Here is a 12,719-nt window from a genome sequence, read left to right on the forward strand (position 1 = left end):
ATGGTCGCCGCCGATGTGCACCCGCATCGTGTGCTCCTCAGATTGCTGTCATGGGTTTACTGGGCCTGCCGAGCCCACCATGACACCATCTCTAGCCACGCACCACCCCAGCGTTCCTCGGAGGTCTCATGCCCGGCACCAACCTCACCCGTGAGGAGGCGCGGGCGCGCTCGGCGATCGTCAGCGTCCGGTCCTACGACGTCGACCTCGACCTGACCTGCGGCGCGGAGACCTTCACCACCACCACGACCGTGCGCTTCGACTGCGCCCAGGAGGGGGCGGAGAGCTTCATCGACCTGGTGGCCACGTCGGTGCACTCGGTGGAGCTCAACGGAGAGCAGCTCGACCCCGCCACGGTCTGGGGGGACTCGCGCATCCGTCTCGAAGGGCTACGGCCGGAGAACGTCCTTCGCGTGGCCGCGACCGGTGCCTACATGAACACCGGAGAGGGTCTGCACCGCTTCGTCGACCCCGCCGACGGCGAGGTCTACCTCTATACGCAGTTCGAGGTCTCCGACAGCCGCCGGATGTACGCCGTCTTCGAGCAACCCGACCTCAAGGCCACCTTCGCCTTCAGCGTTCTCGCCCCTGCGCACTGGCAGGTCATCTCGAACCAGCCCACACCGCACCCGGTGCCGGCCCCGCAGCGGGTGCGGGCAGACAGTTCAGAGAGCATCGAGGTGGCCCGCTGGGACTTCGAGCCGACCCCGCGCATCTCCTCCTACATCACCGCGCTGGTCGCCGGGCCCTACGACGTGGTGCGCGACGAGGTGGCCACGCGCGCCGGGACGGTTCCGCTCGCGGTCTTCTGCCGCCGCAGCCTGCGCCAGCACCTCGACCCGGAGAACATCTTCGCGTGCACGAAGGCCGGTTTCGCGTTCTACGAGCGAGAGTTCGACCACGCGTTCCCGTTCGCGAAGTACGACCAGATCTTCACTCCCGAGTACAACATGGGGGCGATGGAGAACGCCGGGTGCGTGACCATCGTCGAGGACTACGTCTTCCGCTCCAAGGTCCCCGACGCCATCGTGGAGCGCAGGGCCCTGACCCTCTTGCACGAGCTCGCTCATATGTGGTTCGGCGACCTGGTCACCATGAAGTGGTGGGACGACCTGTGGCTGAATGAGTCGTTCGCCGAGTGGGCCTCGACCGTGTGCCAGGCCGAGGCCACGTCGTGGGGTCACGCTTGGACCACCTTCGCCACCTCGGAGAAGGCGTGGGCCTACCGTCAGGACCAGCTCTCCTCCACCCACCCGGTGGCCGCGGACATGGTCGACCTGGACGCCGTGGAGGTGAACTTCGACGGCATCACGTACGCCAAGGGCGCCTCGGTCCTCAAGCAGCTGGTCGCCTACGTCGGGCGCGAGGCGTTCACCGCAGGTCTGCGGGCCTACTTCGCCCGGCACGCCTGGGGAAACACGACACTGCACGACCTGCTCACCGAGCTGGAACACACCTCCGGTCGGGACCTCAACCAGTGGTCACGCCTGTGGTTGGAGACCGCGGGGGTCAACACCCTCACGCCGCGTCTGGAGGTGGAGGACGGGGTCATCCGATCGGCCTGGGTCGAGCAGTCCGCCCCGCCCGAATGGCCGACTCTGCGCCCGCACCGGCTGGCCATCGGATGCTACGACCTCGGCCCGGGGACGCTGCGACGCAGCCGACGGCTCGAGCTCGACGTCACCGACGAGCTCACCGAGGTGCCCGAGCTCGCCGGGCAGCCGATGCCCGATCTGCTGCTGCTGAACGACGACGACCTGGCCTACGCGAAGATCCGGCTGGACCCGCACTCGGCGGACACGGCCCTGTCGTCTCTGCGTCTCTTCACCGACTCCTTGCCCCGGGCTCTGGTGCTGGGCGCCGCCTGGGACATGACGCGAGACGCCCAGATGCCTGCCTCGGACTACGTGCGCCTGGCGTTGCGGGCCCTGAAGGGCGAGACCGACTCGACCCAGATCCGGGTGCTGCTGATGCAGCTCTCGGCGGCTGCCCGCACCTACGTCGCCCCGGCGCATCGCGACGAGCTCAGTCGAGAGATCGCCACCAGCCTGCGGTCGAGCGCCCTGGCCGCCGCGCCGGGTAGCGACGCCCAGCTCCAGCTCGTCGGCGCCTGGGCCGGCGCGGCCACCTCGGCCGACGACCTGGAGCGGCTGCGCGAAGCCCTGGAGGGCACGGCACCGATCGATGGCATGACGGTGGACCAGGACATGCGCTGGACGCTGCTCACCGGCCTGGTCTCGGGTGGCGCCGCCGGAGCGGAGCAGATCGAGCGCGAGCGCTCGCGGGACAACACCGCCGCGGGGCGCGAGAAGGCCGCGCGCGCCATGGCCGCTCGCCCCGATCCCGCCGCCAAGGAGGAGGTCTGGCGCGCCGCCGTGGAGGAGGACACGTTGCCCAACGCCGTCATCAACGCGATGGCGCTGGGGTTCGCCCGGGTCCACGATCCCGAGCTGTTGCGGCCGTTCCTGCCTCGCTACCTGTCCGTGGTCGAGGAGCTGTGGAGGACGCGGACGCACGCGATCGCGGAGGCGCTGGCCGTCGGGTTCTACCCCGCGGCCCTGGCCGACGGGGAGCTGCTCGAGGCGACGCAGGAATGGCTCGACGCCCATCCGGACGCGCCGAACGGGCTGCGTCGCACCCTCAGCGAGCATCGCGACGGAGTGGCTCGTGCACTGCGCGCGCAGGCGGCCGACCGACCGCGGCGGAGCGCCGGGTAGCGTCGGGGCATGAACCAGGGCGAGATCGACGCCTTCTGGCGCGACGCCCAGATCCGAGGCCGGCTCAACCCTGCCGGCGCGTACCTGGGGCGAAACATCGCCGAGACCCTCCCTCCCCCGGCGTGGTCGTTCTCCCATACTCCCGAGGAGGCCGACCACCTGCTGGCCCTGGTGCTGAGCGGGGTCAAGACGGCCACCTCGAGCCGCCGCAGCGACTACGACACCGACGACGAGTCACTTCCCGAGCCCGGTGCGCTGTCGATCCTTCTGGACGGCCGGGGCCACCCGCGAGCCCTGATTCGCACGACCGCGGTCAGCGTGGTCCCCTTCGAAGATGTCGACGAAGGGCACGCCGAGGCCGAGGGCGAGGGCTCGCGCACGTTGAGCGCATGGCGCAGCGCGCACCGCACGTTCTTTCACCCGGGCCGTCCCGACGACCCCTTCGACCCGCGGATGCTGGTGGTGCTCGAGCGGTTCACGGTGCTGGTCGCGAGACCCCCAGCCACCGAGTCCTCGCCCGTGCCGGTCGAGTAGCCGGCGCTACCGGCGAGAGACGGTCCGGGCCAGCCGTTTGGCAGCGCGCTGCTCGAAGAGCTCCTCGAGCAGCAAGGGCGCGCCGTCGGGACCGGCTAGCGGAACCCGCCAGTTCGGGTACTCCTCGTGGGTACCCGGCTGGTTGATGATGCGTACATCTCGCGCCAAGTCGGAGACCGAGACTCCCACCAGCTTCGCCGGGGACCAGGTCAGGTAGCGGTGCAAGGCCTCGACCTGCTCGTCGATGGCAGCGTCCGGGCGCAACAGGCCACGCTCGCGCAACCGGGTCAGCACCTCCGCACGCGCGGATTCATCCTCGGCCAGCTCCTCCTCCCAGGGGCGGGTCAGCAGGTCCAGGTCGCGGCGCAGGTCCATGTGGACACCGGTCAGGTACCCGGCCGTCGGCGGCAGGTCATGCGTGGTCACCGTGGCCAGGCACAGCTCGCGGTACTCCTCCGGAGGCAAGGGACCGTCCTGGTCACGCTCGAACCACAGGATGGAGGTGCCGAGGATGCCCCGCTCGCGTAGGTAGTCCCGCACCCATGGCTCGACGGTCCCGAGATCCTCGCCGACGATCACGGCGCCGGCCCGGTGGGCCTCGAGCATCAGGATGCCAACCATGGCCTCGTGGTCATAGCGCACGTAGGTGCCCTGGTCCGCCGGCAGCCCGTCGGGGATCCACCAGAGCCGGAACAGGCCGATCACGTGGTCGACACGAAGCCCCCCCGCGTCCCGAAGGACGTTCGCGATCATCTCCCGGTAGGGCGCATAGGCCGCCTCCGCGAGGCCGGCGGGCTGCCAGGGGGGCTGGCTCCAGTCCTGGCCGCGCTGGTTGTACTGGTCGGGAGGCGCGCCTACGGTGACGCCGCGGGCGAGGGTGTGCCGCAAGGCCCACGCGTCGGCGCCCAGGGGGTGCACGCCCACGGCCAGGTCGTGCATGACACCGAGGCGCATCCCCGTTTCCAGCAGGTCCCGCTGCACCTGGGCGAGCTGGTCGGCCAAGACCCACTGCAGCCAGCACCAGAACTCGACCTCGGTGATGCGCTCGGCGCGGAACTCCCCCACGGCCGGGCTGGCCGGGTCCTGTAGCTCCTCGGGCCATGCGCTCCATACCGGGCCGTGCTGCACGCTCAGGGCGCACCAGGTCGCGAAGTCCACCAGATTGTCCCCGCTGCGCTCACAGAAGGCTCGGAAAGCGCGCTCACGCCGCAAGGACCGCGGCTGACGGAAGACCAGGCGCAGCGCCGACTCCTTGGCCTGCCATACCGCGTCCCGCTCCAGGTGGTCCAGGTCGAGGAACGCCTTCGCGTCGTCGGCGTGCCACTCGACCAGCTGCCGCTCGGCCGCGGACAGGTAGGCGACCTCGTCGACGTCCTCCACCCGGATGTAGAGCGGGCTGACGAAGCGGCGGGTGGTGGGCAGGTAGGGCGAGGGTTCCAGCGGAGCCTGGGGCTCGCCCGCGTGCAACGGGTTGACCAGGACGAAGTCCGCCCCGAGGCCTGCCGCCCAGGCGCCGGCATCGGCCAGGTCGCCCAGGTCGCCCAGGCCCCAGGACTGGGCCGAGCGCATCGCGTACAGCTGGGTCATCAGGCCCCACTGCTGCTCGCCGTCCACCGGGAGGCCGTCGGGGAGCTGGAGCCGTGCGGGATAGACCACCAAGGTGGTCGAGGCACTGCGTGGCGTCTGGTCCTGGACCTGACAGTGCACCTCGAGGGTGTGCCAGCCCAGTGGCAGGTCGGTGGGCAGGTTGAGGGTATGGCGCAGCGTCTCGGTCCCGTCCACCGTGCGCACCTCACGCTCGACGTCGAGGACGGTGAGCGAGCGCACGGTCCCGTCTTCGGCGTGCAGCCGGGCACGGACCGACTCATCGCGCGTGGCGTGCACCGGTAGGTGTGGGACGCGTCCTTGCGCGGCGACGGCGAAGGGGGGGACGATCCGGCGCCAGGCAGCGTCTCGGACCTCGGCCAACGCCTGCTCCGTCTGCTTCGCGTCGTCGGCCTGCACCCCCAGAGCGGCGAGCACCGCACGGACGGTCTCTGGGGTCACTGGCCGGTGTCGCCCCTGCCAGTCCCAGAACTCCGTGGCGACGCCGTACGCGTGGGCCAGCTCGCTCAGGCCCTCGGGCAACATCTGCGTCACGGGAGCGTCCTTCTCGTCGAGGTTCCGGTGCCGGTCGGCGCGGGCGGCCTCAGTCTGCCAGGCCGGCCACCCAGGTAGGTGAGAATGTGGGGATGCCGTTCGAGACCTGGGAAGAATTCGGCGCTGCGCTGCTGGGAGCACCCCTGCGGATCGCCCTGATCATTGTCGGAGCCGTGGTGCTGCGGTGGCTCATCCACCGCTCCATCCGCGGCGTGGAGACCGCCGCGGCGACTCGGGCCGAGGACAAGCACCGTAAGAACGCGGAGAAGGTGGCGGACCCGGCGACCGCGGCCGACATCGAGCGGCGGCACCAGCGGGCCCTGACCTTGGGCTCGCTGCTGCGCAGTGTGGCGACGTTCACCATCGCTGCGGTGACCATCCTGACGGTGATGGCAGAGGTGAACATTCCGGTGGGTCCGTTGCTGGCCTCGGCCGGCGTCGGGGGCGTGGCGCTCGGCTTCGGCGCCCAGGCGCTGGTCAAGGACTTCCTCTCCGGCATCTTCATGATCATCGAGGACCAGTACGGCGTCGGTGACCTGATCGACACGGGTGAGGCCATCGGCACCGTCGAGGAGGTCACACTGCGGATCACCCGCCTGCGAGACCTCGAGGGGGTGGTCTGGTTCGTGCGCAACGGCGAGATCGTCCGCATCGGCAACAAGTCCGAGGGGTGGTCGCTGGCCACGATCGACATCCCGGTCTCCTACGACGAGGAGCCGGCCCGCGTCATCCCGTTGCTCGACGAGGTCACCGAGCAGGTGTGGGAGGACCCCGAGCTCCACGCCAAGCTGATCGAACAGCCGTCGGTCGCCGGGGTCGAGTCGGTCTCCGGTGGCGTGATGACCCTGCGCATCTTCGCCAAGTGCAAACCCGGTGAGCAGTGGGCCATGCCGCGTGACATCCGGCGCCGGGTCAAGGCGTCCCTCGACAAGCACGGCGTGCGCGGTCCTCAGATCACCCCGTACGGCCCGGGCTCGTAGACCCAGGTCAGCGATGAGCCGTCGGCCCAGCACCGACTTCGCGGACTTCGTGTCCGCGCGGGGTTCGGCGCTGCATCGCACGGCGGTGGTGCTCACCCACGACGAGCAGGCCGCCCGTGAGCTGGTGCTCGTGGCTCTCGTGCGTGCGGGTCGCGGCCGGCGACGGCAGTGGGCAACCTTCGAGAGCGACGTGCGCGGGCTTCTGGTCCGGGACTACGTGCGGCGCTCCTCCGGCGGTCGCCGAAAGGAAGACGCTGAGGGGTCCAGGAAACTGGCGCGGCCGCCGACGTGGGCCCGTACCGACGAGGAGCCCGCGTCGGTGGCGACCGACCCACCGCTCGGTGACCCTCTGGCCGGCCTCTCCGGCCGCGGCCGGGCCTGGTGCGTGCTGCGCTCGCTGCATGGACACTCCGCAGCGGGGGCCGCATCCGTGCTGCGAATGGGCCGGCGGGCCGGAGCGCGAGAGGAGGCGCGGACCCTCGACTCCCTCGGTGTCGAGTCGATGTCCCAGCTGGAGCCCGTGTTGGGAGCCGTGGCCGACTCCTTCCCGCCCCCGGACGCGTCAGCGCTCAACGCTGTCCTTCGGTCGCGGGCGATCGCATACGGGCGGCAGCGCGCCATGCGAGCGGCGGTGGGCGCCATCGGCGTCCTCGCCCTCACCGCTGGCGTCGTGACCTGGTCGGCTGAGACCGACGACCGCTCCGAGCGCGTGCGAGCCGCCCGGACCGACCCGGCCTACGCGGCCGGTTACGGCCTGGTCGACGGTCGTCCGCGTCCGTACGTCGATGGGCTGGCTTTGGAGAAGGTCGAGGTCATCGACTATGCGCTGCGCAGCAAGCGCGTCAGCGCACCACAGGTCGAGGACGGTGGTCGGCTCTACGCGGTCGCCTACTGCGACCTACCGGGCAATGCCCTGGACGTCGACGCCGTCGTCGACGCCATCACGGTCACGCCACACGACCTCACCGGAGAGCCTGTCGAAACCGTTCCGGAGCAGGCCGGATCGGAGCCCGCCGACCCGGACGCGCCCGGTCCGGTGGCACTCTCGTGTGTGGACCGGAGCGCCGACACCCCCACGGCTCCGGTCATCTCGCCGCTGCCCGGGGACGTCGACGACTTCACGGTGACGGTGCCGAGTGTCTGGTCGGGCACGGGCGCGGTCCATCTCGCCTTCTATACAGAAGTGCCCTGGTCCTCCTACCCCTTCAGCGCGGTCCCCTCCGCTGCGGCACCGCCACCAGAACCCGGGACGGGGTCCGTCGTCGATCCCTCGACGAGACTGGGCGCCACGGGGCAGGTGCCGGACTGGCTGGAGGAGGAGCAGAAGGCACGCGTCCGCTCGATGGAGGTCGACATCGACACCACCTTGGAGCTCACGCTGCGCACCTCCGAGCCGGGCCAGCTACTGGTGGCCCTCGACGGGGTGGTGGTGACCAACGACGGCGAAGAGCTCACGGCACTGGGCCGGAGCCGTCCGGGCCCCTGGAGGCAGGCCGACCCTGCTCTGCGGCAGGGTTTCTGGCGGGGGTACTCCGCCTCGGGGTACACCCGTCACTTCGACTTCGCCACCCTGTCGCGGCTCGGAGTGGACATCACCGACGACTCGGTCACGGTGAGCGTCGTCGACCGCGGGTTCAACGGCGAGGGCTGGCAGGTCATCGCCACCACCGACGGCGGCGAAGAAGCGATGCCCCTGGCTGCGGGGTATGCCGACAGCCTGCCGGAGTATGCCCACGGCCTGAGGAGGGTGGCCACGTACCAGGTCCCCACCGACGGTGAGCCGCACCGGGTGCCGCTCTCGGCTCGGGACGCGGCGGAGGTGACCTGGATCGGCGCCTGTGGCATCGAGACACCACGCGAGGTGCGCGCACTGACCCTGACCACCCCCTCCGGGTCCGGCCTGGTCCCGTGTGCGGCCTACCGCAGCGAGTGGGCCTCGCCGCTCATGCCGTTGCGCGCACCGTCCGAGGCAGTGCCGCAGCAGGCGTCGCCTTCGGACCCTCGGAGACCGACCACACTGACCGCTCCGTCCACGCCGGAGCGCACGAGCCTCACCGTCGGCGCATACGTACCCGTGCCGTACGAGGACTTCCCGTTCGAGACGGAAGGTCAGCCCTCGACCTCCCCGCTGAACCTGCGTCCCGTGCCGGATGAGGGCGAGGTCGTCGGGCGTGGGTGGGCGAGCAGCAGCCTCAGCGCCTGGACGGAGGTCGACGCGCTGAGCAGGTCCGGGCTCGATCGCCGCGGGCAGGGCCAGCTGAGCGTGACGACCGACCGTCCGACCCTGGTCAGCGTCTCGACACGCGGCCGTGGGCGCTTCATGATCCGCGTGGCCGGCGGCGACCCGCCGGTCCTGGACGGGATGTTCTGGGACCCGTGGGTCCTCGGGCGGGTCGCCTCACCGCTGATGCACCGCGACGGCTGGTGGACGAGCTGGACCACCGAGCCGACCGACTGGGCCATCCCGTTGCGCACCGATGCCGGCGGGTCCACGGCGCGGCTCGAGGTGACCGCGCAGGGATACGACCCGGGGTCGCTCGAGATCACTGTGCTGGAGGCTGCCGACGCGGCTCCGAGCCAATGACACACTGAAGGGGTGACGGATCCTGCACCTGGCGAGCCGACGTACTTCGAGCGCGTCGGTGGGCACGAGACCTTCGTGAAGCTGGTGCGTGAGTTCTACCGCGGGGTGGCCGCTGACCCACCGCTGCGCGCGCTGTACCCGGAGGAGGACCTGGAACCGGCCCAGCGGCGGTTGCTCATGTTCCTCGAGCAGTACTGGGGCGGGCCCAAGACCTACAGCCAGGAGCGAGGGCACCCTCGCCTGCGGATGCGGCACATGCCGTTCCGGGTGACACCGAGCCAGCGCGACCGCTGGCTGACCCACATGAACGCCGCCATCGACACGCTCGACCTGGAGCCGCTGGACGAGGAGATGATGCGCGGTTACATGAACCATGCCGCCAACTTCATGGTGAACGCGCAGGACGACTGAAGCCGTCGTCGCGTTTGCTTCTCGGGACGTTCGTCAGCACAGCGGAGTTGCGGCAGGATGTGGGCCGTGACTTCCCCAGCCTCGACCTCACTCGAGACCACAGACCCCCACGGACAGAGCGGCGCATCGGATGCGTGGTGGCGCCACGCGGTGATCTACCAGATCTACCCCCGGTCGTGGGCGGACGGCAACGCGGATGGCATCGGGGACCTCCCCGGAATCGTCGAGCGCCTGCCCTACCTGCGTGAGCTGGGGGTGGACGCCATCTGGGTCAGCCCGTTCTACGTCTCGCCCATGGCCGACGCAGGCTACGACGTTGCCGACTACTACGGGATCGACCCGCTGTTCGGGGAGCTCGCCGACGCCGACACCCTGATCAGCACCGCGCACGATCTGGGTCTACGGGTGATCGTGGACCTGGTGCCGAACCACACCTCGGACGAGCACGACTGGTTCGTCGAGGCGTTGCGCGCGGAGCCCGGTTCGCCAGAGCGAATGCGGTATATGTTCCGCGACGGCAAGGGGGAACGGGGCGAGGAGCCTCCCAACAACTGGCAGTCGGTGTTCGGCGGCGGGGCCTGGGAACGCGTCGACGACGCGGAGGGCAACCCGGGGCAGTGGTACCTCCACCTCTTCGACGCCAAGCAGCCCGACCTGAACTGGCAGAACCCCGAAGTGCGCGAGATGTTCCACGACGTGCTGCGGTTCTGGCTGGACCGCGGTGTTGACGGCTTTCGCGTCGATGTGGCCCACGGGCTGGTCAAGACCGAGGGCCTGCCCGACTTCGAGCCCGACCCCGACGCGACGGCCTTCCAGGCCGACGAGAGCATCGACAACCCGATGTGGGACCGCGACCCGGTGCACGAGATCTACCGCGGCTGGCGAGAGGTACTGAACGAGTACAACCCGGACGCCGACCCCGAGCAGGACCGCATCCTCGTGGCCGAGGCATGGGTCCAGCCGATCAGCCGTGCCGCCCTGTACACCAGGCCCGACGAGATGCACCAGGCGTTCAACTTCGCCTTCCTGGAGTGCCCGTGGTCGGCCCCGGCCCTCCGTGACGTCATCGAGGACTCCCTCACCGTGGCCCACGATGTCGGGGCACCCACCACGTGGGTGCTCTCGAACCACGACGTGGTGCGCCACCCGTCGCGCTACGGCCTGACGTCGGGAGACAAGCGCCCGAACGGGATCGGCATGACCGACCCCCAGCCCAACGAGATGCTCGGTCTGCGCCGGGCCCGGGCGGGGACGACCCTCATGCTGGCGCTGCCGGGTTCCGCCTACTTGTACCAGGGCGAGGAGCTCGGGCTGCCGGAGCACACGTCGATCCCGGACGCCGAGCGCCAGGACCCGACCTGGGAGCGAAGCGAGCACACACAGCGCGGTCGCGACGGCTGCCGCATCCCGATGCCATGGGAGGCCGGGGCCACGGCCTACGGCTTCGGTGACTCCTCCCGCACCTGGCTGCCCCAGCCCGAGCTCTACGGCTCCCTGGCGGTCGACCGTCAGGACGGAGTGCCCGGCTCCACGCTCGAGCTGTACCGAGGAGCGTTACGTCTCCGACGCGAGCACGAACTCGGCATCGGCTCTTTTGCCTGGTTGGACGGCTACGACGACGAGGTGATCGCGTTCACCAACACGGGGCCGGACGGCGTGGTCATCGCCGTCATCACGAACCTGGGCAGGGCACCCGTGCCGCTGCCAGATGACTCCGAGGTCCTGCTGACGAGTCACTCGTTGGTCGATGAGCAGCTGCGACACGACAGCACCGTCTGGCTGCGCCTGTCCTGAGCAGCCTGGCGCGTTGGCGTCGTCGTCGGATCGAGCGCGGTGCCTACCCGACGGGTGCCCGGTCGTCTCCGACCAGCCGGTTGCGCGAGGTCAAGACGTCCAGGCTCTGCCCCGGGCCGTCGACGGTGATCGAGCCCGGGATGGTCTCCCAGTCGCCGCCGTCGACCGAGTACTCACCGCCGTAGGTCACGCTGATCGATGGCTCGACGACCGCTTTCGACGAGTACACGTGCTGCACTTCTCCGTCGGGATAGCGGCCGCCCAGCGACTTCACCGGCCCGAACGACGCACCGTCGCCGAAGTCATAGGTGGCGTTGACGAACAGTGGTCGGATCCGGACCTCACGGCCGACAAGGCTCGTCGTGTCGACCTCCTCCGGCTCCACTCCCTCGTCCGGCCAGGTCAGCTCATAGAAGGTGGGCAGGTGCACCAGTGTTCGCCCGCCCGGTGGTTCGACCGACACCTGGGGCAGGGCGAAGTCGGTGCGGTGGAACTGGGCCACGATGTCGTTGATCCCGAGTGAGTCCTCCGGGGCTCCTGACGTGGCGGGGACCGCGTCGGTGAAGCACGTGAGACCGAGGTCCTGCCACTCACCGACCTCGCCGTCCCCGTTGACCACGCGTCGGTAGAGGCGGGACCACGGGCCAACGCTGCCTGGTTCGTTCTCCTGGCAGTAGTTGTCCGCGCTGATGCAGTAGGCAGACGCAACATTGTCCACGGTGTTGCCTGGGCAGTTGATCACCTTGATGTACTCGAACCACGCCGTGGACTCGGCCTTCACAAACGCTCCCTGCGGCGTTTGATCTTCTTGGTATGCGATGACGCTCTCATTAAAGGCACTGGTTCGCACGCCTTCTCCACCTGACTCATCAGAACCCTGTAGCCAATTGTTATTAACGTCTTGAGTAGGGAGCAAAACCAAGGCTAGAAGAAGTGCGGGGATTCTATCCAGTATTCCGAACACCGAACACCCCTTCTACAAGGAATGCTGACTGCGTCGCTATGAGGTCGATGGATAGATTAACCGATCCTCCATCCTCGAACTCGTCGACCTCAGACCCATCACGTGCCAGTCGCTTATACGCTGGCGCTTCTGCCTCCACCGACACCACGTAGGAGTCAGGTCCTGACGCAAGCGCCTGGGTCGAAAGGACTACTCCGGTCGGGCCATCGAATTCTTGATCTTTCTGTACCAGGGCATCGATGTTTGACTCGTAATTCTCGCATGTGCCGCACTTGGTAGTCGCGAAGCGACTTAAAACCTCGGACTCAGGGTTCCGCCCTAGATAATTGTAGAGATCGAAGTAGTACTCGGCGAAAGCTTCGGCACCGGCTTCTGAGTCTTCCCGGGCCAAAGCGGGCATCTTCGGGATGCCCGGATCGGCCGTCTGGCTGGCTGCCTCCACCGGCCCCGTGCTCGTAGCCGCGGCATCGTCCGTGACCGCGACGGAATCCTCAGACTCCGGTGCAGGCTGAGGCTCCTGTCCGTCGTCACATCCCGCCAGCCCTGCTCCCAGCGCGAGACAGATCACGAGCGCGCAACGTCGCCTCACGGGAATC

Annotated in this window: 9 protein-coding genes; 6 read left to right on the forward strand and 3 right to left on the reverse strand. The window is 69.2% G+C overall.

The genetic code is table 11. From position 1 onward, the window contains the following. The first annotated feature begins 128 nt into the window (after positions 1-128). Positions 129-2,717: an aminopeptidase N gene (pepN, locus tag VJ976_RS10540; RefSeq protein ID WP_324100178.1), complete on the forward strand. Its 2,589-nt coding sequence runs from the start codon at positions 129-131 to the stop codon at positions 2,715-2,717. Positions 2,718-2,726: 9 nt separating this feature from the next. Further along, positions 2,727-3,251, forward strand: coding sequence for an ASCH domain-containing protein (locus tag VJ976_RS10545; protein ID WP_324100179.1), 525 nt, complete (start codon positions 2,727-2,729; stop codon positions 3,249-3,251). Between the two features lie 6 nt (positions 3,252-3,257). On the opposite strand, the gene malQ is transcribed toward VJ976_RS10545, so the two are convergent. After that, positions 3,258-5,381 carry a 4-alpha-glucanotransferase gene (gene malQ / locus VJ976_RS10550; protein WP_324100185.1) on the reverse strand — a complete coding sequence of 708 codons (2,124 nt, stop codon included), beginning with the start codon at positions 5,379-5,381 and terminating at the stop codon, positions 3,258-3,260. A gap of 101 nt (positions 5,382-5,482) precedes the next feature. On the opposite strand from malQ, the gene VJ976_RS10555 reads away from it, so the two are divergent. Genes VJ976_RS10555 through VJ976_RS10570 form a run of 4 tightly spaced genes read left to right on the forward strand, consistent with a single transcriptional unit; the run spans position 5,483 to position 11,159 of the window. Continuing rightward, positions 5,483-6,370 (forward strand): mechanosensitive ion channel family protein, encoded by an 888-nt coding sequence (locus tag VJ976_RS10555; protein ID WP_324100180.1) that lies wholly within the window; start codon positions 5,483-5,485, stop codon positions 6,368-6,370. Between the two features lie 13 nt (positions 6,371-6,383). Then, positions 6,384-8,954 (forward strand): hypothetical protein, encoded by a 2,571-nt coding sequence (locus tag VJ976_RS10560; RefSeq protein WP_324100181.1) that lies wholly within the window; start codon positions 6,384-6,386, stop codon positions 8,952-8,954. Positions 8,955-8,966: 12 nt separating this feature from the next. Further along, positions 8,967-9,365, forward strand: coding sequence for a globin (locus VJ976_RS10565; RefSeq protein ID WP_324100182.1), 399 nt, complete (start codon positions 8,967-8,969; stop codon positions 9,363-9,365). Between the two features lie 57 nt (positions 9,366-9,422). Next, a complete protein-coding gene (locus VJ976_RS10570; RefSeq protein ID WP_414693620.1) occupies positions 9,423-11,159 on the forward strand; it encodes a glycoside hydrolase family 13 protein in 1,737 nt (578 codons plus the stop codon). A 43-nt stretch (positions 11,160-11,202) separates the two neighbouring features. Here the strand turns inward: VJ976_RS10570 and VJ976_RS10575 are convergent, their stop codons facing one another. Both VJ976_RS10575 and VJ976_RS10580 read right to left on the reverse strand, forming a co-directional pair. After that, complete coding sequence (locus VJ976_RS10575; RefSeq protein WP_324100183.1) at positions 11,203-11,940, reverse strand: hypothetical protein; 738 nt, start codon at positions 11,938-11,940, stop codon at positions 11,203-11,205. Between the two features lie 163 nt (positions 11,941-12,103). After that, on the reverse strand, positions 12,104-12,719 hold a 616-nt coding region (locus VJ976_RS10580), incomplete at its 5' end, for a DUF6318 family protein (protein WP_324100184.1).

Origin of the sequence: Ornithinimicrobium sp. (genome assembly GCF_035267225.1) — a bacterium.
Taxonomy (GTDB): Bacteria; Actinomycetota; Actinomycetes; order Actinomycetales; family Dermatophilaceae; genus Ornithinicoccus.